Genomic DNA, 24,745 nt, shown 5'->3' with positions numbered 1-24,745 from the left:
TTCCCGATTCCCCATTCCCGGCCTTCACGCCAGCAGCGCCGCGGCCTTCGGTTCGGCGACCGCCACCAGCAACCGTTCGAGCGCCAGCCAGGCGTCGGCCGGCTCCTCGCCCACGCGCACCCGGCCCTTGGCGATGCGGTCGACACCCCCGGCCATCGCCACGAAGCCTTCCCACCGCGGCGCGGGATGACGCGACAGCGCGCGCCGGTACACCGCCTGCTTCGAGTCCCACACGCGCTGCGCCTTGAATTCGGCGGCGAGGTTGCCGCCGCGCGCCTGCACCCGTGCCAGTGCGGCGACGCGGTTGAGCTCCATCGCCACCATGCCCATCAGCGCCGGCACCGCCCCGCCCTCGCCGCGCAGGCCGGCGAGCATGCGCGAGGCCTGGGCCGCCTGCCCGTTCAGCGCCGCATCGACCAGGCGGAACACGTCGAAGCGGGCGGCATCGGCGACCAGCGACTCCATGCGCGCGGCATCGAGCGGCGCGCCATCGGCCAGCAGCGCCAGCTTGTCGACTTCCTGGGCCGCGGCCAGCAGGTTGCCCTGCACGCGTTCGGCCAGGCGCTGTACCGCGTCGCGCTCGGCGCGCACGCCGCGCTGGCGCAGGCGCGCCTCGAGCCAGCCTTCGAGTTCGTGCGGGCGCACCTGCGGCGCCTGCACGAAATGGCCGCACTTCGCGATCGCCTCGCTCCACTTGCCGCCGTGCTGCCGGCTCCAGTCGCCGGCGGTGACCAGGAGCACGATGTCGCCCGGCGGCTGCGCGCAGTACCCGGCGACGACGTCCGCGCCTTCCTTGCCCGGCTTGCCGGTCGGCAGGCGCAGCTCGATCAACCGCTGCGCCGAGAACAGGCCCGGCGAGCGGAAGCTGGCATCGAGCGCGTTCCAGTCGAAATCGCGGCCATCGGCGTCGAACACCTCGCGCTCGCCGAAGCCGGTTTCGCGGGCGCGGGCGCGGATCAGGTCCGCGGCTTCCAGCACCAGCAACGGCTCCGGGCCGGCGACGAGGTAGGCGGGTCGCAGCGGCTCGGCGGCGAGCTGTGCGGCGAGGCGGTCGGGCTTCAGTTCCATCCGCCGGCGCGGTTCATTGCGCGGCTTCCCGCAGCTCGCGCGTGGCCGCGTCGATGCGGCGCAGGATCGAGGCGCTCATTTCGCGCTCCAGTTCGCGGCCGAGCAGCTCGCGCTCGGTGTCGGTGCCGGTGGAATCGGTCGGCACCGAGATGTAGTCGCGCGACAGCTCCACCGCCTGCTGCGGCACGATCTCGTCGCCATTGGCGTCGATCAGCGCGAACACCACCGCGTAGCGCAGCGTGTACTCCTGGGCGCGACCGAACTGGTCGATGCTCAGCGGCGTCGAAGCCCAGCGCTCGGAGCGGATCGCCAGCGTCGCCAGCCGCCCCTCGGTCCCGGCGTCGGCCACGCGCGCGCCGGCGCGCTCCAGCGCGCGCTCCAGCGACTGCGCCAGCGGACTGTAGGGATCGCGTGCGGTGATGCGCACCTGGCCCATGTCGTCCGGCAGGACCAGGGCATCGCGCAGGTGGAAGCCGCAGGCCGACAGGCCGACGGCGAGCGTGAGGGCGAACAGGCTGGTCCGGATCATCGGCGAAGTCTGGCGGAGGCCGCTGGCGCCGGCAAGCGCGCCGGCGAGAGGCGTTCAGCCGGCGACGACATTGACGATCTTGCCCGGCACCACGATCAGCTTGCGCACGGCCAGGCCCGACAGGAAGGCCTGCACATTGGGCTCGGCCAGCGCCGCGGCCTCGATCGCCTCCCGGCCCGCGTCGACCGGCACCTCGATGGTGCCGCGCAGCTTGCCATTGACCTGCACCGCCAGGGTCACCGCCTCGCGGACCAGGGCGGCGGGATCGGCCCGGGGAAACGGCACGTCCTCCAGCAGCGTCTGGGCATGGCCCAGCGCCTGCCACAACGCATGGCTGGCGTGCGGGGTGATCGGGTTGAGCAGCAGCACCATCGCCTCCAGGCATTCCTGGCGCAGCGCGCGTCCATTGTCGGCCTCGGACGGCCCCGCGCCTGCGGCGGGATCGAACTTCGCCACCGCGTTGAGCAGCTCCATCACCGCCGCGATCGCGGTATTGAACCCATGGCGGCGGCCGTAATCGTCGCCGACCTTCTGGATCGTCTCGTGCAACTGGCGGCGCAGCGCCTTCTGCGCAGGCGTGGCCGCAGCCGGGTCGAACCGGTCGACCGCGCCGCCCGCCGCGTGCCGCTGCACCAGCGCCCACAGCCGTCGCAGGAAGCGCGACATGCCCTCCACGCCCGCCTCGTTCCATTCCAGCGACTGGTCGGGCGGCGCGGCGAACATCGAGAACAGGCGCACGGTGTCGGCGCCGTAGCGCGCGATCATCGCCTGGGGATCGACGCCGTTGTTCTTCGACTTCGACATCTTCTCGACGCCGCCGATCATCACCGGATGGCCGTCGGCCCGGAGCGTCGCGCCGGTGATCCGCCCCTTCTCGTCGCGCACGACCTCGACATCGGCGGGGTTGATCCACTCCTTCGAGCCGTCCACGTGTTCGCGGTAATAGGTCTCGGCGATCACCATGCCCTGGGTGAGCAGGCGCGTGGCCGGTTCGTCGCCGTCCACCAGGCCTTCGTCGCGCAGCAGCCGGTGGTAGAAGCGGAAGTACAGCAGGTGCAGGATCGCGTGCTCGATGCCGCCGATGTACTGGTCGACCGGCGCCCAGTACTTCGCGCGACCGTCGACCATGTCGGCCGCGCCCGGCGAGGTGTAGCGCGCGTAGTACCAGCTCGACTCCATGAAGGTGTCGAAGGTGTCGGTCTCGCGCTCGGCCGCGGCGCCGCAGGTCGGGCAGGTGGTCTTGCGCCACTGCGGATCCGACTTGATCGGCGAATGCACCACGCCCGGGTTGGCGAACGCATCGGCCACGTCCTCCGGCAGCACCACCGGCAACTGGTCTTCCGGCACCGGGACCGCGCCGCAGGCGTCGCAGTAGATCACCGGGATCGGGCAGCCCCAGTAGCGCTGGCGGCTCACGCCCCAGTCGCGCAGGCGGAAGTTGACCTTGCGCCGGCCGTTGCCGGCCGCCTCGAACCGCTGCGCCAGCGCGGCGAAGGCGCCGTCGTAGTCGAGGCCGTTGTACTCGCCGGAATTGATCAGGTAACCGCGTTCGGTACACGCCTCGCGCTGCTCGACGCCTTCCAGGTACCCGCGCACCACCGCGACCGCGGCATCGATCTCGACCACGTCGATCGGCCCATGCGCGCCGAGCGCGACCGCCATCGGGTCGTCGTGGTCGGCGACGTGGGAGGAGATTTCCGCGAGCGCGTCGCGCACCGCCGCCGGCACGACCACCGGTCTGACCGGCAGGCCGTAGGCCTTGGCGAACTCCCAGTCGCGCTGGTCGTGCGCCGGCACCGCCATCACCGCGCCCGTGCCGTAGCCCATCAGCACGAAGTTGGCGACGTAGATCGGCAGGTCCTCGCCGGTGACGGGGTGGATCGCCCACTGGCCGGTGGCCATGCCGCGCTTGTCCTGCGCCTCGATCTCGACTTCCGACACGCCGCCGCGTTTCAGTTCGTCGAGGAACGCGGCGAGTTCGGGATTGTCGCGCGCGGCCTTGATCGCCAGCGGGTGCTCGCCGGCGATGGACAGGAAGGTCACCCCGATCAGCGTGTCCGGGCGCGTGGTGTAGACCGACAGCGGCGCGTCCTCGCCGTCGACCCGGAATTCGATCTCCAGGCCCTCGCTGCGGCCGATCCAGTTGCGCTGCATGGTCTTGACCGACTCCGGCCAGCCGTCGAGCGCGTCGAGCCCGTCGAGCAGTTCCTGCGCGTAGTCGGTGATGCGCAGGAACCATTGCGGGATCTCGCGCTTCTCCACCAGCGCGCCGCTGCGCCAGCCGCGGCCGTCGATCACCTGCTCGTTGGCCAGCACCGTCTTGTCGACCGGATCCCAGTTCACCACCGAATTGCGGCGGTAGGCCAGGCCCTTCTTCATCAGCCGGGTGAACATGCGCTGCTCGTGGACGTAGTAGTCCGGCGAGCAGGTGGCGAACTCGCGGCTCCAGTCGATCGCGTAGCCGAGCGATTTCAGCTGCGCGCGCATGTGGTCGATGTTGGCGTAGGTCCATTTCGCCGGCGCCGTCGCATTCCTGATGGCGGCGTTCTCGGCCGGCAGGCCGAACGCGTCCCAGGCCATCGGCTGCAGCACGTTCCTGCCGGTCATGCGCTGGTAGCGGCTGATCACGTCGCCGATGGTGTAGTTGCGCACGTGGCCCATGTGCAGCGCACCGGACGGGTACGGCAGCATCGACAGGCAGAAGTACTTCGGCTTGCCCGGCTCCTCGGTGACCTCGAAGGCGCGGGTCCCGTCCCAGAACCGCTGGGCGGCGGCCTCGACGGCGGCGGGCTGGTAGGCGGGCTCGGGGCTGGCGGTGACTTCGGACACGGCACGACGACGGGATCGGGGAGCCGGACAGCCTACCCCAGCGCCCCGGAAGCCGCCATCGGGCCGGCTATGATCGCGGAACCAACTCCCCGGGAAATACGCCGCATGCGCCTGTCCGTCGCCAGCCTCGCCCTCGCCGCTTCCGCCGCCTTGCCCGCCCTCGCCGCCGACCCGGTCGCGCTGCACTGCGAACGGCTGTTCGACGCCCGCAGCGGCAAGGTCCTGGGTGAACACACGATCGTGGTCGAGGACGGACGCATCCGTTCGCTGCTGCCGGGCCGGGCCAAACTGCCCGACGGCACCGCGTCGATCGTGCTTGCCGGACGCACCTGCCTGCCCGGCTGGACCGACCTTCACGTGCACATGGGCGGCCAGTCGAGTCCGCAGAGCTATTCGGAAGGCTTCCGGCTCGATCCGGTCGATTACGCCTACCGGTCCGTCGGATATGCGAAGAAGACCCTGCTGGCCGGCTTCACCAGCGTGCGCGACCTCGGCGGCGAGGTCAGCCCGCACCTGCGCGACGCGATCAACCAGGGCCTGGTCGAGGGCCCGCGCATCTTCGCCGCGGGCAAGTCGATCGCCACCACCGGCGGCCACGCGGACCCGACCAACGGCCACAATTCGATGCTCTCGCACCTCATCGGCCCGCCCGGGCCCACCGAAGGCGTGATCAACTCGGTCGACGACGCCCGCCAGGCCGTGCGCCAGCGCTACAAGGACGGCAGCGACGTGATCAAGATCACCGCCACCGGCGGCGTGCTGAGCTACGCCAAGTCCGGCGACGCGCCACAGTTCACGCTCGAGGAGATCCGCGCGATTGTCGACACCGCGAAGGACTACGGCTATTCCGTCGCCGCGCACGCGCACGGCACCGAGGGCATGAAGCGCGCGGTCGAGGCCGGCGTGACCAGCATCGAGCACGGCACCCACATGACCGACGAGGTGATGCGGCTGATGAAGCAGCACGGTACCTGGTACGTGCCGACGATCTACGCCGGGCGCTTCGTCGCCGAGAAGGCGAAGATCGACGGCTATTTCCCCGAGATCGTGCGGCCGAAGGCGGCGCGCATCGGCGCGCAGATCCAGGAGACGGCAGGGCGCGCCTATCGCGGCGGGGTGAAGATCGCCTTCGGCACCGACCAGGGCGTGGGCCCGCACGGCGACAACGCGCGCGAGTTCGTCTACATGGTGGAGGCCGGGATTCCCGCGGCCTACGCGCTGCAGTCGGCCACGCTGCACGCCGCGCAGGTGCTCGGCCTCGACGACCAGGGCGTGATCGAGGAAGGCCGGCGCGCCGACATCATCGCCCTGCCTGGCGACCCGGTGGCCGACATCGAGGCGGTGCTCGGCGTCGACTTCGTGATGAAGGACGGCGTCGTGTACCGGACGCCGGAGCGCGAATGAACCACGAGTGGCTTGGCTATGTCGCGGCGACGCTGACGACGCTTGCGTTCGTGCCGCAGGCGATCAAGACGATCCGCAGCCGCGACACCCGCAGCATCTCGCTGGGGATGTACCTGTTGTTCATCGTCGGCGTCGTGTGCTGGTTCGGCTACGGGATCGCACTCGGCTCGTGGCCGATGATCATCGCCAATGCGATCACCTTCGTGCTGGCCGCGATCGTCCTCGCGCTCAAGCTGCGCCACGGCTGAGGCGGCGCGAGGCGATCCACGCGATCCCGGCGAACCAGGACGCGCAGGCGATCCGCTGCGCGATGCCGCCGGGCAGCCACACGCCGGCCATCGGCGCGGTGGCGAGCACGGCCGCCAGCGACAGCAGCATCGGCACGCGCCAGTCGCGCACCGCCGCCGACAACACCGCGCCACCGGTGGCGAAGGCGATCCACCACACCGTCCATGCCGACGCGTGCAGGGCGGTGGCGGCGCCGTCCACGTCAGCGGGATCCAGCCGGAACGCGCCTTGCGCCGCGAACGCCGACGCGGACAGCAGCAACAGCGTCGCGCCGATCCGCGCGGCGGTGCCCGATCGCGCAGGCAGCAGCGTCCGCAGTCGCCATGCGACCAGCGCGACGAGCAGCCCCGGAAGCACGAACACCATGGCGTTGAACAGCCATGCCCCCGGCATCCCGCGCGCGCCCGGCAGGGCCATCGGATGCACCGCCTGCGAATAGCCCGGCACCTGCGCGCCCAGCGCCAGCAGCGCGCAGGCCCAGACCAGCAGGGCCGTCCAGGCGAGTCTTGCGTTCGCTTCGCTCATGCGCGCTCCCGGCGCAAAGGATCCCCGATGCCCACCCCGAAGGGACGTGGGGTGCGCAGCCTCGGCTCCTGCCGCGGCGCAGTCCGGCGGGCCTGCCGCGCCATGATCGTCTGCGACGCTGCGCGGCGGTCGTCGGCCCGCGCGCGCCCGATCCCCGCGCCGCGCCCGATTCGCCGGGAGCGGATCCGGCCACGGATGCAGGTCCCCGTCATTGCGCCGCCACCGCCCGGCGCAAGGCGTTGGCCAGTCCGCCGCGGCGCTCCACGCGGACCCGGTCCAGGCCGAGCCAGCCGGCGAGCAGGACCAGTTCCGCGGCAAGCGCCTGCGCGGTCTCCGCGGGCGCATCGGCTTCGGCATGCGCACTGCGCACCACCAGTTCGCCCAGCCGGCGCCCGGCCTTGAGGTCGACCCGCGCCACCAGCCGATCCCCCAGCAGGAACGGCAGCACGTAATAGCCGTGGGTACGCTGGTGTTCGGGCACGTAGATCTCGATCCGGTAGACGAAATCGAACAGCCGCTCGCAGCGCTCGCGGTCCCAGACCACGGGATCGAACGGGCTGAGCAGCGCGCGCGCCTGGATCCGTCGCGGGATCCTCGCATCGCGATGCAGGTACGCCGGTCGCGCCCAGCCCTCGACGCTGGCCGGCAGCAGTTCGCCGGCCTCGACCAGCGCCGCCACTGCCGGGCGGCTGTGGCTGTGGTGCATGCGGTAGTAGTCGCGCAGGCAGGGCTCGCTGGCGACGCCGTGCGAGATCGCCGCGCGCCGCACCAGTTCGATGTGCGCATCGGCATCGGTGGGGACCGGGCGCGCCAGGACCTCGGCGGGCAGCACCCGTTCCGGAAGGCCGTAAACGCGTTCGAATGCACTGTTGCGCCCGGCGACGGCGAGCTCGCCGGTGGCGAACAGGTGTTCGAGCGCCCGCTTGGTGTTCGACCAGTTCCATCCCCAATGGGTCTTCGCGCGCGGCAGGCCGTCGTCGAGGTCGCGCGCGGTCGACGCGCCGCGCTCGCGCACCTGGGCCAGCACCGCGTCCAGCAGCTTCGGATCGTGTCGCATCCCCGCCCATGCGTGGCCGCGCTCGCGGTAGCGGCGCATGCGGTGCTGCATGTGCGGCCACAGGTCCACCGGCATGAATGCGGCGGCATGCGCCCAGTATTCGACCATCCGCCGCGGCGCCTGCTCCGAGGCGCGCGTGAGCAGGCCGGTGTCGTACGGGCCCATCCGGCTGAACAGCGGCATGTAGTGGGCACGCTGCAGCACGTTGACCGAATCGATCTGCAGCACGCCGGTGCGCTGCAGCGTGCGCGACAGGGTACGCAGGGTCGGCACCGCGTGGCGGCGGTCGCCGAAACCCTGCGCGGCGAGCGCGATGCGGCGGGCCTGCGCGCGGCTCAGTGCAACGGTCACGCTCACTCCGGACAGCGGGGACGAGGCCGCATTGTGCCCATGGATCGGTTGTTTTTCGTGGCTCTGCCACAATGTCGGGAGTCCGTTGCCAGGAACCGAGTCCATGCCCGCCGACACCGCAAAGCCGCACGTCTTCGACGCCACCACCGCCGGATTCGAGGCCGAGGTCCTGCAGAAGTCGCTGGAAGTGCCGGTGCTGGTCGACTTCTGGGCAGAGTGGTGCGGGCCGTGCAAGACCCTGGGGCCGATCCTGGAGAAGCTCGCCGCCGACTACCACGGCGCCTTCCTGCTGGCCAAGGTCGACACCGAACGCGAGTCGCAGATCGCGGCCGCATTCCAGATCCGCTCGATCCCGACCGTGTTCCTGGTCAAGGGCGGGCAACTGGTGGACGGTTTCCAAGGGGCGCTGCCCGAAGGCCAGGTGCGCGAGTTCCTCAAGCACCACGGGATCGAACCCGGCGCAGCGGTCGACGAAGAACCCGTCGAGGCGCCGCCGCCGGACCCGCATGCCGAAGTGCCGCGCCTGCGCCAGGCGATCGCGGCCGAGCCGGGCAACGACGAGCTCAAACTCGACCTCGCGCTCGCCCTGCTGCAGACCGGTGGAGCGGCCGAGGCCAAGGCCCTGCTCGATGGCCTGCCGGCCAACCTCTCCACCGACGAACGCGCGGTCAAGGCGCGGGCGCGACTCGAGTTCTCCGCGCTGCTCGCGGACGCGCCACCGCCCGAGGCGCTGGAAGCGGCCATCGCCGCGGATCCGGCCGACTTGCGCGCACGCCACCTGCTGGGTGCGCACCGCCTGGTCGCGGGACGCAACGAGGAGGCGCTCGAGCAGTTCCTGGAGATGCTGCGCATCGACCGCGCCCACGCCGACGGCCTGCCACGCAAGGCGTTGATCGACGCCTTCCGCGTGATCGAGGATGCGGAGCTGGTGGGCCGCTACCGGCGCCGGATGGCATCGCTGCTGCTGGTGTAGCGGTCGCCGCGGCGGGGCCGGGTCGCCGTCGGACGCGACCCCGGCTCCCCGGGGAGGCACGCAGCACAACGTGGTGATCGGGGCCTGGCGTGCCCACCTCTGGGTCCAGCGCCGGGACTTGCGCGACACGTTCCGAACATCCTTGAGGAGCGCCGGGCCACCTCCATACTTTTGCGTATGGTAGGCTCGCGTTCCCCGCCCGAACGGTGCCGCGATGCGTCCTTCCCTGCTGCGCTGGGTCTTCAACCTGTGGCCGCCGTTCGCCGCCGCCGGGATCCACGTCACCCATCTGTCCGGCGACTGGCGCCACGCCCGGGTCGAGCTGCGGATGCGGCCGTGGAACCGCAACTACGTGCGCACCCACTTCGGCGGCAACCTGTTCTCGATGACCGATCCGTTCTGGATGATCATGACCCTGCAGGCGCTGGGTCGCGACTACATCGTCTGGGACCGCGCCGGCGCGATCGAATTCGTCAAGCCGGGCAAGGGCACGGTAGCGGCGGAATTCCGGCTCGACGAGGCCACGCTGGACGGCATCCGCGAGGCGACCGCGGCCGGCGACAAGCACCTGCACTGGTTCGAGACCGCCGTGGTCGATGCCGAAGGCGACGTGGTCGCGCGGGTGCGCAAGCAGCTCTACGTGCGGCGCAAGCGCCGCTGAGCGACCCATCCCCGGACTCCCGCTAGGTCCGCGAGCCATGTCGTGGGGATTCTTCGCGACATCCCTCCGCGCACGGGCGCGGATCGCGCCCCCACGACCTGCCGCGCCCGCATCGCGCGGGCGACGGTTCACCGGGCGCGCAGCCCGGGCTGTGTATGCTCGGCGGCGTTGGACAGGGGGCTGCATGACGGGTTGGCCGACACAGGACGCACACCGACCGTTGCCGGAGATCGCCGGTTACCGCGTTTCGCGCGTGGTCGGCACGGGCGGGATGTCGACGGTGTACCTGGGCACCCAGCTGTCGCTGGGGCGCGAGGTCGCGATCAAGGTGATGCTGCCCGAGGCGCTGGCCGACGAAGTCAGCCGTCGCCGCTTCGAGAACGAGGCGCGCACGATCGCCCGGCTCGAGCATCCGCACATCGTCGGCATCCACGAGGTCGGCCGCACCGCCGACGGCCTGCCTTGGTACGCCATGCCGCACCTGCCGCGCGGGCATGTCGGCCAGCGCAGGCTCACCGGCGATCCGCAGCGGGTGCGCGAGATCCTGCGCGCGCTGCTGTCCGCGCTCGCGTTCGCCCATGCGCGCGGCGTGATCCACCGCGACGTCAAGGCCGAGAACGTGCTGTTCGACGAGGCCGACCGGCCGCTGCTCGCCGACTTCGGCATCGCCCTGCGCCGCGGCCATGGCACCCGGGTGACGATGACCGGCCTGGCCGTCGGCAGCACCGCGTACATGGCGCCGGAACAGGCGCGCGGGCAGCAGGTCGACCATCGCGCCGACCTCTACAGCGTCGGCGTACTGGCCTGGGAAATGCTGACCGGCGAGCTGCCCTACAAGGCCGACGACGCGCTGGCGATGGCGATCCAGCACGCGCAGAGTCCGCTGCCGAAGCTGCCGCCGGGCCTGCGCCAGTGGCAGTCCTTCATGGACCGCGCGCTCGCCAAGTCGCCGCGCAAGCGATTCCCGGATGCCACGCAGATGCTCGCGGCGCTCGAACGCGTCCCGCTCTCCGGAGGCAGCCATGGCGCACGGCTGCAGGACTTCGCCTACGGCGCTGCCGCGCGCCTGCAGCGCTTGCCGAAGCCCGCATGGGTGGCGGTGGGCCTGGTCTGCGCCGCCGCCATCGGCCTGGGGATGCCATGGCGGCACCTGGCGGAGGACGTCGCCGACGGTGAGGCCGCACCCGCCTCGTCGGCGAGTTCGCCGACGGACGCGTCCTCCGTCTCCGCCGCGGCGATGGCGCCCGGAAACGGCGGGATCGCCGACGGCGGCGCCGCGACGATGCACGGCGCCGCGCCGCTGTCGGTCGCGGACCAGGCGATCGAACGTGCGCGCGAACGGATGCGTACCGGCCGGCTCGCGACCCCCAACGGCGAGAGCGCACTCGACAGCCTGCTCGAAGCCGTGCGGGCGGAAGCCGGGCACCCGCAGCTGGCCGTCGCTTCCACCGCCCTGCTCGATGCGCTGGGCGAATCCGCGACCGGGGCGATCGTCGCGGGTCGGGATGCCGAGGCCACCCACCTGCTGCAGGCGGCTGCGCGCGTGCAGGAAGCCGCGTCGCCGTCCGCCAGCGCGCGCGCCAACCACCGGGCGCGCGTGGACAAGGCGCTGCGCGCGCGGATCGCGATCGCCTCGCGCCGCGTCAATCGCACCGATGCATTGCGCCTGGTCGAGCACGCGCGCGTGGCCGGCCTGCCGGATGCGACCGTGCAGCAGTTGCGTGCGCAGGCCGAACGCATCCCCGACCTGCAGGGCCGCGACCCCGGCAATCTCGACGGGATGGTGGTGCTGGACGGCGCCACGCGTCCGCTGGCGGCGTTCGTCAGTCCGGTCAGCCGCGCCGGCTACGCGCGCTTCGCCGAGGTCACCGGGCGCGAACCGGCGCTGTGCCGCGAACGCATCTCGCTGCTGCGCGTGCTGGACCGCCGCGACTGGACCACCCCCGGGTTCGAACAGGGCGGCGGCGATCCCGTGGTCTGCGTGTCGTGGAAGGACGCCGAGGCCTACGCGCAGTGGCTCGGGCAGCGCGACGGTTACCGCTACCGCCTGCCGACCACCGCCGAGGCGGCCAGCCTGGCGGCTGCCGGCGGCGCGCGCATCGTGTCCGAGTGGCGCGCGGACTGTACGGCCAACTGCTCGCGGCGCACCGTCGCCGGTGCCAGCTGGCGCACCGACAGCGCGTCGCGCACGCTCGACCCCGACCGCGGCTACGACGACGTCGGCTTCCGCCTGGTGCGCGAGCTCTAGCGAAGCTCGGGACGGCGAGCGGCTCGCCAGCCGGTAAGATCGGCGCATGTCATCGCCCCCTTCGCTGGCGCAGCGCCTGCAGCGCCTGTTCCTCACCGGATTGCTGACCCTGCTGCCGATCTGGCTGACCTGGGTGGTGGTCAAGTTCGTCTTCGTGCTGCTGTCGGACATGAGCCGGCACTGGGTCGGCCCGCTGTCGCACCAGATCGCGGCCTGGTTCCCGAGCGCGCTGGGATGGATCAACGCCGATTCGGTGCAGGCCACGATCGCGATGGTGGCGACGCTGTTTCTGATCCTCGCGGTCGGCTGGCTGGCGCGGCGCGTGGTCGGCCAGCGCCTGCTGGGCTGGGTGGAGGCCCTCGTGCAGCGCATCCCGCTGGCGAACGTGATCTACTCCAGTGCGCGCAAGCTGCTCGACATCCTGCAGACCAAGCCCGACGGCACCCAGCGCGTGGTGCTGATCGATTTCCCGCACGACCAGATGAAGTCGGTCGGCTTCGTCACCCGCGTGATCCGCGAGCAGGGCACGGGTCGCGAGCTCGCCGCGGTCTACGTGCCGACCACGCCCAACCCGACCTCCGGCTATCTCGAGATCGTGCCGGTGGAGAAGCTCACGCCCACCGACTGGACCGTCGACCAGGCGATGAGCTTCATCATCAGCGGCGGCGCGGTGGCGCCGGAGACGATTCCGTTCGAGCCGCCGGGACGCGATCGGGGTACGGCCACGGGCACCTGAGATCCGCGAACGCCGCGAACGCGCATCGCGCGGAGCCCCGCGCGCCACCGATACCGCGCCCGACGCGCTTCGCGCGCCAGTGGACGCTATGCGGCCGCCCTCTCCCGGCGGACGCACGCGCCCCTCCCCGTTCAGTACATCAACCGCAGCGTCACGCCGTAGGTGCGCGGCGCGCCGAGGAAGGCGTTCCAGGAACCGGTCTGGATCGGCGCATCGAAACCGACCTGGCTGTAGGTCTCGTCGGTGAGATTGCGTCCCCACAGTTCCACCGACCAGCGCCGGTCGCGCGCACCCAGCACCAGTCGCGCATCGACCAGGGTGTAGGCCTGCTGGAACTTCTGCGGGTCGAGGTCGGAACCGGTGTTGTGGTCGGCGGTGTAGCGCGCGCCGAGGTAGGCGCGGCCCAGCATGCGCTCGGCGATGTCCCATTCCCAGGTGGCCGATGCGTTGGCCTGCCAGCGCGGCATGAAGCCGGGGGTGGCGCCCGGCAGCAGCGCCAGGTCGGCGTCGGGCAGGAGGTCGTCGCCGAACCTCGCCCGCAGGTAGGTCGCGCCGCCCTGCAGCGAGAGTCCGTCGACCGGCGTCCGCCACATCAGGTCGAGGTCGAGGCCGCGGCTGCGCAGTTCCGGGATCGAGCGCACCACGTAGCTGGTGCCGATGAAGCTGTTGAGCTGGAAGTCGCTGAAGGTCTGGTGGAACAGCGCGGCGTTGAACAGCAGATTGCCGCCGGCCAGCGTGGACTTGGCGCCGATCTCGTAGCTGTCGACGAACTCGCCCGGGAAAGAGGTGTCGTCCACCGGGGTGATGCCCGCCGCGCCCGACGACAGCCCGTTCGCCGACTGCACGCGGTCGAGGTTGAAGCCGCCGGCCTTGTAGCCGCGCGCCGCCGAGGCGTAGGTCATCAGGCTGTCGTTCCAGCGGTACGAGGCGCGCAGCGCGCCGGACCATTCCTCCTCCTCGCGCTCCTGCCGGGTCCGCCGGCCGTGGTGCTGCACGTTGCTCCACGGCAGGCACATGTAGCCGATCACCGTCGGCACCAGCGCGGCGATGTAGGGACCGGGCACGCCACGCGCACCCAGCGCCGCGCCGACCTGAGCCGGGTTGGTGAGTCCGTTGAGGCAACCGACGCCGCCGTTCGGATTGGCGTAGGTCGAGGCCAGCTGCTTGCGCTCCCGGGTGTAGCGCGCGCCGAAGGTGACATCGAGCGCGTCGCTGGCATGCCAGACGTTGTTGGTGAACAGCGCCGTGCTGCGCGCGTTCTGCTCGAAATGGTCGTGGCTGCCGGGGCCGACGAAGGTGGTGCCGTAGGGACGTCCCGCCGCCTGCGACAGGAACAGCGCGGGATTGCTGGTATCGACCAGTCCCGGCGGGAACGAAGCGGCGATGTTGCTCAGGAGCGCGATCGACAGGTAGGGCTCGTAGGCCGGACCCATGGTGATGCTGTCGTTGCGCACCAGGTCCTCGTCGGCGTAGAACACGCCCGCCATCCAGTCGATCCTTTCGCCGGAGCCGGTCAGGCGCAGTTCCTGGCTGAAGGTCTCGAAGCCGACATCGTTCTCGCCCTCGCCGTAGAACCTCGTCCAGATCGGCGCGGTGGTGAAGTCCAGGTCCTGGGCGCCGATGTTCTTCCATTCGCGCGCGGCGGTGATCGAGGTCAGGGTCGCATTGCCCAGCCAGGGCATGTCCCAGTCGACCTGCGCCGACACGCCCTTGTCCTCGACCGACTGGCGGGTGATGTCGTTGCCGTAGGCCAGGCGCCGGTCCGGATCGGGCACCGGGATCACCGCATTGCCGCCGACCAGCGCGTTGACGATCGCGGCCGTCGGGCCGCGGGTGGTGGTCACCGCCGCGCAGCATTCCTCCTCGCGGTTGGCGTAATCGGCGATCAGGCGGATGCGCAGGTCGTCGTTCGGTTCGAACAGCAACTGGCCGCGCAGCGAGTGGAAGTTCTGGTCGCCGTCCTCGCGGCTGGTGCGCGGTCCGGCGCCGGTCTCTACATCCATGAAGCCATCGCGCACGCGCTTGACCGCATGTACGCTGAAGGCGACGGTGTCGCTGAAGGCGTCGTTGTAGCCGGCGGCCACGCCGATCGCGCCGTAATTGCCCACGGTCACCTCGGCTTCCGCGCCCTGGTTGAACCCGGGGCTGCGGGTGATGATGTTGATCAGGCCGGCCGAGGTGTTCTTGCCGAATACCGTGCCCTGCGGTCCCTTGAGCACCTCGATGCGCTCCACCGGGCCGAGGTCGCCGAAGCCGACGCCGTTGCGCGGGCGGTACACGCCGTCGATCACCACGCCGACCGAGGACTCCAGCCCCGGGTTGTCGCCGACCGTGCCGACGCCGCGGATGCGCACCGTGGTCTGGCTTTCGGAACTGGTGCTGCTGACGCTCAGGCCCGAGACCAGGGTCTGCATCTCCTTGATGTCGCGCGCGCCGGCGTCCTGCAGGAGCTGCTCGGGCAGCACGCTCATGGTGATGGGCACGTCCTGCAGCGCTTCCTCGCGCTTCTGTGCGGTGACGATCAGTGCGTCGAGCGTGGTCGGCACCTCGTCGCGTGCAGGTTGCGCCTGCGGCTGCGATTGCGGGTCCGTCTCCGCCTGCGGGCTTCCGGCCGCGTGGGCGTTCGCGGCCACGCTTCCCAGTGCGAGCGCGACCGCCCAGGCCAGCATGTCGTGGTGCATCGTGTTGCGGTTCATGGATCTACCCTCCCGTAGTACCCCTGATGGAGGAGCCGTGTCGGCCGCGGTATCGCCGCGGCCCCCGGATCCCTGTTGTGTGTCCTTGTCTCGTGTCGCGATCGTCCTTCGTTGCTACGCACCGTCCGCCTGCACCGTCTCCCGGTAGCGCCGCAGATGTTCGTCGATGGTCCCCATGCGCAGCTCGAAGGCGAGCAGCCGCCTGAAGCAGTGACTGACGTCGAGCTCGTCGGTCATGCCCATCCCGCCGTGCAGCTGGACCGCTTCCTGACCGACCCGGCGCGCGGCCTGGCTGACGATCACCTTGGCCGCGGAGATCGCTGCGCGCCGCGCGTCCGGATCGTCCTGCAGGCAGGCCGAGGTGGCGAGGTAGGTCATCGACCGCGCCTGTTCGACCTGCATGTACATGTCGGCCATGCGGTGTTGCAGCGCCTGGAAGCGCCCGATCGGGCTGCCGAACTGGACGCGCTCGCGGGCGTACCGCACGGTCGCGACGAGGATCCGGTCGAGCACGCCGAGCGCGTCGGCGCACAGCGCGGCGATGCCGCGGTCCAGCGCCTGTCCCAGCGCAGCAGCGGCATCGCCTGCGCCCAACCGCGCATCGGTCGGCAGTAGCACATCGAGCGCGATGTCGGCGGCGCGCTGGCCATCGAGGGTGCGCACGGCGCGCAGGTCGACGCCATCGGCCCCGCACTCCACCGCGAACACGCCCACGCCGTCGGCGCAGCGCGCGGTGACCAGCAGCCAGCGCGCCATCGGCGCGTGGTAGACGCAGGCCTTGCGGCCGCGCAGGCGCCAGCCATCGCCTTCGGAAACCGCCGTGGTCTCCAGCGGCGCGTCCCAGCCATCGCCTTCCTCGTGCGCGAGCACCGCGATCGCCTCGCCCGAAGCCAGCGCATCGAGCAATTGCGCGCGACGTTCGCCCTGCGCCAGCAACGACACCACGCGCGTGGCCAGCACCGCGCTGGAATGGAACGGTTCGACCAGCAGTCCCGCTCCGGTCGCCTGCGAGACCAGCATCGTGCCGACCGGTCCCGCGCCGATGCCGCCGTCGTCCTCGTCGATATCGAGCGCCAGCAGGCCGAGTTCGGCGAGTTCGGCCCAGGTCCGCGGCGACCAGCCCTCGTCGCCGGCGACGATCCGCGCGCGGTGTTCCAGTCCGTAACCCGATTCCAGGTAGCGTCGGATCGAGTCCTGCAGCATCTGCTGTTCTTCGGTGAAGGCGAAATCCATGCGTCGTGGCCGTCAGAGTTTGAGGATGGTCTGCGCGATGATGTTGCGCTGGATCTCGTTGGACCCGCCGTAGATGCTGAGCTTGCGCAGGTTCATGTACTGGGCCGCTGCGCGTGGCACGTCCTCGCCGTCGCCATCCACGTCTTCCTCGTATGCCAGCGCCCTGGCGCCCAGCGCCTCGACCTGCAGTTCGCTGATCCGCTGCAGGATCTCGGTGCCGCGGATCTTGAGCATCGACGCTTCCGGTCCCGGCGCCTGCTGCCGCGCCTCTGCGAAGATCACGCGCAGGTTGGTGACCTCCAGCGCCTCGAGTTCGAGTGCCACCTGCGCGATGCGGGTGGCGAACAGCGGATCGTCGATCAGCGGCGCACCATGTCGGCGGAATTCGCGGCCCATGCGCCGCAGCCGCGCCAGTTCGCGGCGGCTGGCGCCGATGCCGGCGATGTTGGTGCGCTCGTGGCCGAGCAGGAACTTGGCGTAGGTCCAGCCGGCGTTCTCCTCGCCGACGAGATTTTCCACCGGCACGCGCACGTCGTCGAAGAACACCTCGTTGACCTCGAAGCCGCCATCGAGCAGTTTCGTCGGCTGCAGGCGGATGCCCGGTGTCTTCATGTCGATCAGCAGGAAGCTGATCCCGCGCTGCGGCTTGGCGGCCGGGTCGGTGCGCACCAGGCAGAAGATCCAGTCCGCATGCTGGCCCAGAGTGTTCCAGGCCTTCTGGCCGTAGACCACGTAGTGGTCGCCGTCGCGCTCGGCGCGGGTCTTGAGCGAGGCCAGGTCGGAGCCGCTGCCCGGCTCGGAATAGCCCTGGCACCACCAGTCGCTGCCGTCGAGGATCCGCGGCAGGAAGCGGTCCTTCTGCGCCTGCGAGCCGTAGCGCATGATCACCGGCGCGACCATCTTCAGGCCGAACGGCAGCTGGATCGGCGCATCGGCGGCGGCGCATTCGATCTCGAACAGGTACTGGCGGGTCTTGTCCCAGCCGGTGCCGCCGTGCTCGACGGGCCACATCGCCGCACCCCAGCCGTGCGCGTGCAGGATCCGCTGCCACCGGCGCAGGTCGTCGGAGACATGGCGCTCGTCGCCGCGGCGGACGCGATCGCGGATGTCTTCGGGCAGGTGCGCGGCGAGGAACGCGCGTACCTCGTCGCGGAACGCGATCTCTTCGGGGCTGAAGTTCAGGTCCATGGGGTCTCCGGGCTCAGGGCGCGCGCAGCGCGTCCACCAGCTGGCCGCGCAGTTGCGGCAGCGCGGCGTAGGGATCGGGCGGCGCCTGCCCGGCGAGCAGCGCTTCGTTGCGCGCGCGCACGCCGTCGAGCGCCTGCGGATGGGGGAGGATCCAGAAGCGGCGCTCGCCGATGGCGTCGAAGGTCATGCGCGCGACCTCGGCGGCCGTGAGCCGTGCCGAGGCCACGGCCTTCTCCACCAGCGCGCGTCCGACTGCCGCGCCCCGCGTCTGCGCCCCTGCCGCGGCCACGCGGTTGCGGTCGGACGCAGCGATCCCGGTGCCGACCCACGACGGGCACAGCACCGAACAACCGATCCGGTCGGTCACCAGCGACAGGTCCTGGTGCAGTGTTTCCGACAGCGAGACCACCGCGTGCTTGGCGACGTTGTAGGGGCCGGTAAGCGGCGGATCGACCAGGCCCGCCATCGAAGCCGTGTTGACGATGTGCGCGCGATAGCTGGCGTCCTCATGGCCCTCTGCCAGCATGCGCGGCACGAACGCGCGCAGGCCGTGGATCGCGCCCCACAGGTTCACGCCCAGCACCCATTCCCAGTCCGCGACGCTGGCTTCCCACACCAGGCCGGTGCAACCCACGCCGGCGTTGTTGAACAGCAGGTGCACCGCGCCGTAGCGCGCCCAGGCGTCGTGCGCCAGCGCGTGCATGGCCTCGCCGTCGGTCACGTCCAGACGGCGGTGCATCAACGGCGCGCCGATGGCTTCCAGCTCGGCGACGGTGGTGCCCAGGGCATCGGCCTCCACGTCGACCAGCACCAGCGCCATGCCCTCGCGCGCGGCATAGCGCGCGAACTCGCGTCCGAATCCCGAACCGGCGCCGGTGATCACCGCGACCTTGCCGCGCAGGTCGCCCATGCCCAGCGGGTCCGTGCGCAACGCGCCCGGCTTCGACGCGCCGATGTTCGACGAGCCGGTGCTCATACCGCGGTATATCCGCCGTCGACCGCGAGGACCTGGCCGGTGATGTGCGCGCCGGCATCGGAGGCGAACAGCAGCGCGGCACCCTTGAGGTCCTCGTCGCCGCCCAGCCGGCGCAGCGGCGCGTTGCCCATCAACGCCTCCTCGCCGAGCGCGTCGATCACGCCCTGGCTCATCTTCGAGGGAAAGAACCCCGGCGCGATCGCGTTCACGATGATCCCCTGCCCGCCCCACTCCGCCGCGAGCGCGCGCGTGAGGTTCACGACAGCACCCTTGGAGGCGTTGTAGGCAATGGTCCGGAGCGCGCCGCCGGCATTGCCGCGCAGGCCGGCGATGGAGGCGATGTTGATGATGCGACCGCTGCCGCGCGGCAGCATCGAGCGTTTCGCGACCTGCTGGGTGAGCAGGAACAGCCCGCGCACGTTGAGGTCGAACACCTTGTCCCAGGCTTCGAGCGGATAGTCGGCAGCATCCGCGCCCCAGCTCGCGCCGGCATTGTTGACCAGGATGTCGATCTGGCCGAACGCATCGAGCACGGCGGCGACGAGCTGCGACACCGACTCGGGCTTGCCGACGTCGGCAGCGAACGCCTCGGCGCGGATGCCGCGCCCGCGCAGGTGGGCGAGCGCGGCGTCGAGTTCATGCTGCTTGCGCGCGGAGATCGCAACCGTGGCGCCGTAGTCGCCCAGGGCTTCGGCGATCTGCAGGCCGAGGCCACGCGAGCCGCCGGTGATCAGGGCCACGCGACCGTCGAGGTCGAACAGCCTGCGTCCGGGTCGCGCGGTGTCGTCGTTCATGTCGTGCTCCTTCAGAACCATGCGTCGCGCATCGCCAGCGCGGTGTCGTCGTTGTCGGCCAGGCGGTCGAGCCACGCATCCACGCGCGGCAGTTCCCACTGCATGAACCAGCGCGCAGCCTGTCGCTTGCCCTGCGCGAAGTCGTCGTCGTGCGTGCCCAGCGCCAGCGCCTGCCCCAGCCAGACCCAGGCCACGGTGACGTGGCCGAAGGCTTCCAGGTAGGGCGTCGCGTTCGCCAGCCGCGCGACCGGATCGGGCACGGCAAGCAGTTGCGCGGTGACCTCGCGCAGGCGCGCCAGTCGCGTCGCGAGCGCCTCGGCCCAGTCGGCATGGCGCGAGTCGAGGCCACGCGCGATATCCGATTCCAGCAGGGCGCTGTAGGCGTCGAACGCGGCACCGCCATCCATCGCCACCTTGCGTCCGAGCAGGTCGATGCCCTGGATGCCGTGCGCGCCTTCGTGGATGGCGTTGAGACGGTTGTCGCGCCAGAACTGCTCGAGCTTGTAGTCGCGCGTGTAGCCGTAGCCGCCGTGGACCTGGATGGCGAGGTCGTTGCCGGCCAGGCACCACTGGGACGGCCAGCTCTTCGCGATCGGGGTCAGGATGTCCAGCAGCCGTCCACGTTCGACCGCCATCGCGGCGTCGCCGGCCTCGCGCGCGATGCGCGCCTCGTCCACCAGCTTCGCGCAGTACAGCACCAGCCCGAGCCCGCCTTCGGCATAGCACTTCTGCGCCAGCAGCATCCGGCGCACGTCCGCGTGCGCGACCAGGGGCACCTGCGGTTGCGTGGGATCCTTGCCGGCCGGCCCCGGCAGGCGTCCCTGCGGGCGGTTGCGCGCGTAGTCGAGCGCGTGCAGCCACGCGGTGTATCCCAGCGCCGCCGCCCCGAGGCCGACGCCGATCCGCGCCTCGTCCATCAGGTGGAACATGCAGGCCAGTCCGTCGCCCGGCCTGCCGACCAGGTAGCCGATCGCGCCCGCACGGCCACCCGGCGTGAAGCGACCTTCGCCGAAGTTGAGCGCGCAGTTGACCGCCGCCCGGTAACCCAGCTTGTGGTTGAGTCCGGCGAGGCTGACGTCGTTGCGTTCGCCCGCACCACCGTCCGCGCCGGGGAGCGAACGCGGCACGATGAACAGTGAAATGCCCTTGGTGCCCGGCGGCAGCTTGCCGTCCGTATCCGGCACCTTGGCCAGCACGAGGTGAACGATGTTGCCGAGGATCTCGTGCTCGCCACCGGAGATCCACATCTTGCGACCGGCCAGCCGGTACTGCGGCCCCAGCTGCGATTCGCATTCGAATTCGGCGCGCGTGGTGATGTCGGACAGCGACGATCCCGCCTGCGGTTCGGACAGGCACATGGTGCCGGTCCATTCGCCGCGAAGTTGCGGCAACGCGAACGCCTCGATCTGCGCGGGCGATCCGTGCGCGAGCAACAGCGAGGCGTTGCCGATGGTCAGCGCGGGATACGCACAGGCACCGATGTTGGCCGCGTACAACCCGGCCAGCGCCGCCTTCTCGATCACCACCGGCAACTGCATGCCGCCGACCGCATCATCCTGGGTCGCGGCCAGCAGGCCGCTGTCGGCGAAGGCGCGCACGGCCTGCGCTACCTGCGGCAACACCGCGACGCGCTCGCCGTCGAACTGCGGCTCCTGCCGGTCCGCCGCCTGGTTGCAAGGCGCGAACACGTCCGCAGCCAGCCGCTCGCAACTGTCGATCACCGCATCGAACACCTCGCGCGAATGCGCCGCGAAGCGCGGCGCCTGCAACAGCGCCTCCACGCCCAGCCAGTCGTACAACTGGAAGCGCAGGTCTTCGCGCGAGATGAGCAGGCCGGTCATTGCCGTCAGAGGACCTCGAACAGCCCGGCCGCGCCCTGCCCGCCGCCGACGCACATGGTGACGACCACGTGCTTCACTCCGCGGCGCTTGCCTTCGATCAGCGCATGGCCGACCAGCCGCGCACCGCTGACGCCGTAGGGATGGCCGACCGCGATCGCGCCGCCGTCGACGTTGAGCCGGTCGTGCGGAATGCCGAGCTTGTCCATGCAATACAGCACCTGCACCGCGAACGCCTCGTTGAGTTCCCACAGGCCGATGTCGTCGACGCCGAGGCCGGCGTTCTTCAGCAACTTCGGCACGGCGTGCACGGGGCCGATACCCATCTCGTCGGCCTCGCAGCCGGCGACCGCAAAGTCGCGGAACGCGCCCAGCGGGTGCAGGCCCCTGCGTTGCGCCGCGTCCGCGGACATCAGCACGCAGGCCGATGCGCCATCGGAAAACTGGCTGGCATTTCCCGCCGAGATCACACCGCCCGGCACCGCGGTGCGGATCTTCGACACGCCTTCGTAGTTCGTGTCGGCGCGGATGCCCTCGTCGGCCGACAGCGTGACTTCGCGCGTGCCCATCGCCCGGGTGACCGGGTCGGCCACGGCCATGCGCACGGTGATCGGCACGATCTCGTCGTCGAAGCGACCGGCGGCCTGCGCGGCGGCGGCGCGCACCTGGCTCTCCACGCCGTAGCGGTCCTGGCGCTCGCGGTCGATGCCGTAGCGCCTGGCCACGTTCTCGGCGGTGTGCAGCATCGGCATGTAGATCGCCGGGTAGTGCCGCTGCATCCACGTGTCTTCGAGCATGTGCTGGTTGATCGTGTTCTGCACGGTGGAGATGCACTCCACGCCACCGGCGACGAACACCTCGCCCTCGCCGGCGACGATGCGCTGCGCGGTCTGGGCGATGGCCTGCAGTCCCGAGGCGCAGAAGCGGTTGACGGTGGCGCCCGGCACGCTCGCCGGCAGTCCGGCGCGGATCGCGACCTGGCGCGCGATGTTGCTGCCGGTCGCGCCCTCGGGCCAGGCGCAGCCCATGATCACGTCCTCGACCTCGGCCGGCTCGATCGCGGCGCGTTCGACCGCGTGTCGCACCACGTGACCGCCGACGGTGGCGCCGTGGCTCAGGTTCAGTGCGCCCCTCCAGCTCTTGGCCAGTCCGGTGCGCGCGGTGGAGACGATGACGGCTTCTTTCACTGCGGACCTCATGCGGCGACGGCGCGCGGGCGCGCGGGCGGATCGTTGAAGGCGCGGCCGGAGCCGGCCAGTTCGAGCAGCAGCGGCGCCGGCTCCCAGGCGTCGCCGCGATGGCCGCGCGCGTAGCGGCGCATCGCCGCCAGCACGTTGTAGAGGCCGACCTGGTCGGCATGGAACATCGGCCCGCCGCGCCACACCGGGAAGCCGTAACCGGACAGGTAGACGATGTCGATGTCCGAGGCGCGCGCGGCGATGCCTTCCTCTAGGATGCGTGCGCCTTCGTTGACCAGGGCGTACACCAGCCGTTCGACGATCTCGTCGTCGCCGATCTCGCGACGCTCGATGCCCTGCGCCCGCGATTGCGCGACGATCATCGCCTCGACCTCGGCCGAAGGATGCGGCGTGCGGTCGCCCGGCACGTAGTCGTACCAGCCCTTGCCGGTCTTCTGGCCGTAGCGGCCCATTTCGCACAGCAGGTCGGCGTTGCGCGCGTAGACCATGTCGGGTCGTTCGATGTAGCGGCGCTTGCGGATCGCCCAGCCGATGTCGTTGCCTGCGAGGTCGCCCATGCGGAACGGACCCATCGCGAAGCCGAACGCTTCCATCGCCCGGTCGACCTGCTGCGGCAGCGCGCCTTCGTCCAGCAGGAATCCGGCCTGGCGCGAGTACTGCTCGATCATGCGGTTGCCGATGAAGCCGTCGCAGACGCCGGACACCACCGCGGTCTTGCGGATCCGCTTGGCCATCGCCATCGCGGTCGCCATCACGTCCTTCGCGGTCTGCGCGCCGCGCACCACCTCCAGCAGGCGCATCACGTTGGCCGGACTGAAGAAGTGAAGGCCCAACACGTCCTGCGGGCGCGAGGTGAACGTCGCGATCCGGTCCACGTCCAGCGTCGAGGTGTTGGTGGCGAGGATCGCGCCAGGCCTGGCCACGGCGTCGATCTTGCCGAACACCGATTGCTTGACTGCGTAGTCCTCGTACACCGCCTCGATCACCAGGTCGGCATCGGCAAGCACGGCGTAGTCCAGCGAAGGCGTCAGCAGCCCCATGCGCTGCGCCACCTGCTCGGCGGTCAGCTTGCCTTTCTTGGCGCTGTTCTCGTAGTTGCGGCCGATGGTCGCCACGCCGCGATCCAGCGCTTGCTGCGTGGTTTCCACCAGCGCCACCGGGATGCCTGCGTTGAGGAAGTTCATGGCGATGCCGCCGCCCATGGTGCCCGCACCGACGATGCCGACCCTGTCGTTGCTGCGTGGCCGCACGTCCGCGCCGATGTCGTCGATCTTGCCCGCGGCGCGCTCGCCGAAGAACGCATGGCGCAGCGCGCGGGATTCCGGCGATTCGACCAGCACGGTGAAGCCTTCGCGCTCGACGGCCATGCCTTCGTCGAACGGTTTCAGCGACGCCGCCACCGCGTCCACGCAGCGCAGCGGCGCCGGGAAGTGCTTCGATGCCGCGGCCACGCCCATGCGTGCCCAGGCGAGGAAGCCCTGTGCGTCGTCGTGCTCCACCTTGCGGTCGCGCACGCGCGGGTGCGGGCCGCCCGCGGCGATCTTCTGCACCAGAAGTTCGACCGCGGCATCGACCACGTCGCCCTCCACCACGCGGTCGAACAGGTCGGTGCCGGCCAGTTGCGCCGCCGGCACGGAGGCGCCGGACACGATCATGTTCAGCGCTGCCTCCAGCCCGACCGCGCGCGGCAGCCGCTGGGTGCCGCCGGCACCGGGCAGGATGCCGATCTTCACCTCCGGCAGGCCGACTTCGGCCTTCGCGTTGGCGACGCGGTAGTTGGCGCCGAGCGCGAGTTCCAGTCCGCCGCCGAGCGCGGTGCCGTTGATGGCGATGCAAACCGGCTTGATGCTGGCTTCCACCGCCGCGATCAGGTCGTGCAGGTTCGGTGCCTGCGTCGCCCGCGGCGTGTTGAATTCCTTGATGTCCGCGCCACCGGAAAACACCCGGCCGCCGCCGGTGATGACGATGCCCTGGATCGCGTCGTCGGCATTGGCCGCGGCCAGCGCTTCGGCCAGGCCGCGGCGTATGTCGAGGCCGAGGCCGTTGACCGGCGGGTTGTCGAAGGTGACGACGGCGATGCCGTCGCGCGAAGTTCTGGTTACCGCCATGGTGACTGCGCCTTGCCGTAGGGGAAAACGTCGGGAATCGGGGT

19 protein-coding genes are annotated in these 24,745 nt (G+C 70.8%); 6 read left to right on the top strand and 13 right to left on the bottom strand.

Annotation, left to right across the window (positions count from 1 at the left end):
- Positions 1 to 24: 24 nt before the first annotated feature.
- The 3 genes from holA to leuS are packed head-to-tail and all read right to left on the bottom strand — an operon-like array spanning position 25 to position 4,426.
- Entirely contained in the window at positions 25 to 1,068 is a 1,044-nt protein-coding gene (holA, locus tag JMO03_RS13405) for a DNA polymerase III subunit delta (protein ID WP_202844095.1), read from the bottom strand.
- Positions 1,069 to 1,081: 13 nt separating this feature from the next.
- On the bottom strand, positions 1,082 to 1,597 hold the full coding sequence (locus tag JMO03_RS13400; RefSeq protein ID WP_202844093.1) for an LPS-assembly lipoprotein LptE: 516 nt from the start codon (positions 1,595 to 1,597) through the stop codon (positions 1,082 to 1,084).
- Between the two features lie 54 nt (positions 1,598 to 1,651).
- The gene (gene leuS / locus JMO03_RS13395; RefSeq protein ID WP_202844092.1) at positions 1,652 to 4,426 is read right to left on the bottom strand and encodes a leucine--tRNA ligase; all 2,775 of its coding nucleotides are present in this window, start codon (positions 4,424 to 4,426) and stop codon (positions 1,652 to 1,654) included.
- A gap of 105 nt (positions 4,427 to 4,531) precedes the next feature.
- Here leuS and JMO03_RS13390 point away from each other — a divergent pair, with 105 nt between their 5' ends.
- Both JMO03_RS13390 and JMO03_RS13385 read left to right on the top strand, forming a co-directional pair.
- The gene (locus JMO03_RS13390) at positions 4,532 to 5,830 is read left to right on the top strand and encodes a metal-dependent hydrolase family protein (RefSeq protein WP_202844091.1); all 1,299 of its coding nucleotides are present in this window, start codon (positions 4,532 to 4,534) and stop codon (positions 5,828 to 5,830) included.
- Positions 5,827 to 6,078, top strand: a complete 252-nt coding sequence (locus tag JMO03_RS13385; protein WP_202844090.1) for a SemiSWEET transporter — start codon at positions 5,827 to 5,829, stop codon at positions 6,076 to 6,078. Before JMO03_RS13390 ends, JMO03_RS13385 begins: the two co-directional genes overlap by 4 nt.
- Here JMO03_RS13385 and JMO03_RS13380 read toward each other — a convergent pair.
- Together JMO03_RS13380 and JMO03_RS13375 are read right to left on the bottom strand one after the other, a co-directional pair.
- Positions 6,059 to 6,643, bottom strand: coding sequence for a DUF998 domain-containing protein (locus tag JMO03_RS13380; protein ID WP_202844089.1), 585 nt, complete (start codon positions 6,641 to 6,643; stop codon positions 6,059 to 6,061). The genes JMO03_RS13385 and JMO03_RS13380 overlap by 20 nt on opposite strands.
- Positions 6,644 to 6,851: 208 nt before the next feature.
- Positions 6,852 to 8,051: a DNA glycosylase AlkZ-like family protein gene (locus JMO03_RS13375; protein WP_202844088.1), complete on the bottom strand. Its 1,200-nt coding sequence runs from the start codon at positions 8,049 to 8,051 to the stop codon at positions 6,852 to 6,854.
- 103 nt (positions 8,052 to 8,154) lie between these two features.
- On the opposite strand from JMO03_RS13375, the gene trxA reads away from it, so the two are divergent.
- The 4 genes from trxA to JMO03_RS13355 all read left to right on the top strand — a co-directional run bounded on the left by trxA (position 8,155) and on the right by JMO03_RS13355 (position 12,669).
- Positions 8,155 to 9,024, top strand: a complete 870-nt coding sequence (gene trxA / locus JMO03_RS13370; RefSeq protein ID WP_202844087.1) for a thioredoxin — start codon at positions 8,155 to 8,157, stop codon at positions 9,022 to 9,024.
- Positions 9,025 to 9,238: 214 nt separating this feature from the next.
- A complete protein-coding gene (locus JMO03_RS13365; RefSeq protein WP_202844085.1) occupies positions 9,239 to 9,685 on the top strand; it encodes a DUF4442 domain-containing protein in 447 nt (148 codons plus the stop codon).
- Positions 9,686 to 9,905: 220 nt separating this feature from the next.
- Positions 9,906 to 11,933, top strand: a complete 2,028-nt coding sequence (locus JMO03_RS13360; RefSeq protein ID WP_238346162.1) for a bifunctional serine/threonine-protein kinase/formylglycine-generating enzyme family protein — start codon at positions 9,906 to 9,908, stop codon at positions 11,931 to 11,933.
- A gap of 46 nt (positions 11,934 to 11,979) precedes the next feature.
- Positions 11,980 to 12,669, top strand: a complete 690-nt coding sequence (locus JMO03_RS13355; protein WP_202844081.1) for a DUF502 domain-containing protein — start codon at positions 11,980 to 11,982, stop codon at positions 12,667 to 12,669.
- A gap of 131 nt (positions 12,670 to 12,800) precedes the next feature.
- Here the strand turns inward: JMO03_RS13355 and JMO03_RS13350 are convergent, their stop codons facing one another.
- From JMO03_RS13350 to JMO03_RS13315, 8 genes are all read right to left on the bottom strand, one after another.
- Positions 12,801 to 15,365, bottom strand: coding sequence for a TonB-dependent receptor (locus JMO03_RS13350; RefSeq protein ID WP_238346161.1), 2,565 nt, complete (start codon positions 15,363 to 15,365; stop codon positions 12,801 to 12,803).
- A 114-nt stretch (positions 15,366 to 15,479) separates the two neighbouring features.
- Positions 15,480 to 16,598, bottom strand: coding sequence for an acyl-CoA dehydrogenase family protein (locus JMO03_RS13345; protein WP_202844079.1), 1,119 nt, complete (start codon positions 16,596 to 16,598; stop codon positions 15,480 to 15,482).
- Between the two features lie 12 nt (positions 16,599 to 16,610).
- A complete protein-coding gene (locus JMO03_RS13340) occupies positions 16,611 to 17,786 on the bottom strand; it encodes an acyl-CoA dehydrogenase family protein (protein ID WP_202844072.1) in 1,176 nt (391 codons plus the stop codon).
- 13 nt (positions 17,787 to 17,799) lie between these two features.
- Positions 17,800 to 18,762, bottom strand: coding sequence for an SDR family oxidoreductase (locus JMO03_RS13335; RefSeq protein WP_202844070.1), 963 nt, complete (start codon positions 18,760 to 18,762; stop codon positions 17,800 to 17,802).
- Complete coding sequence (locus JMO03_RS13330) at positions 18,759 to 19,556, bottom strand: SDR family oxidoreductase (RefSeq protein WP_202844069.1); 798 nt, start codon at positions 19,554 to 19,556, stop codon at positions 18,759 to 18,761. The genes JMO03_RS13335 and JMO03_RS13330 overlap by 4 nt, the downstream gene beginning before the upstream one ends.
- Before the next feature lie 11 nt (positions 19,557 to 19,567).
- On the bottom strand, positions 19,568 to 21,397 hold the full coding sequence (locus tag JMO03_RS13325; protein ID WP_202844067.1) for an acyl-CoA dehydrogenase: 1,830 nt from the start codon (positions 21,395 to 21,397) through the stop codon (positions 19,568 to 19,570).
- Between the two features lie 5 nt (positions 21,398 to 21,402).
- Complete coding sequence (locus JMO03_RS13320) at positions 21,403 to 22,581, bottom strand: acetyl-CoA C-acyltransferase (RefSeq protein ID WP_202844065.1); 1,179 nt, start codon at positions 22,579 to 22,581, stop codon at positions 21,403 to 21,405.
- A gap of 8 nt (positions 22,582 to 22,589) precedes the next feature.
- Positions 22,590 to 24,701: a 3-hydroxyacyl-CoA dehydrogenase NAD-binding domain-containing protein gene (locus JMO03_RS13315; RefSeq protein ID WP_202844063.1), complete on the bottom strand. Its 2,112-nt coding sequence runs from the start codon at positions 24,699 to 24,701 to the stop codon at positions 22,590 to 22,592.
- Positions 24,702 to 24,745 lie beyond the last annotated feature (44 nt).

It is taken from the genome of Luteimonas saliphila (assembly GCF_016774335.1).
GTDB classification, from domain to species: Bacteria; Pseudomonadota; Gammaproteobacteria; order Xanthomonadales; family Xanthomonadaceae; genus Luteimonas; species Luteimonas saliphila.
This window is presented reverse-complemented; position numbering and strand designations above follow the sequence as displayed.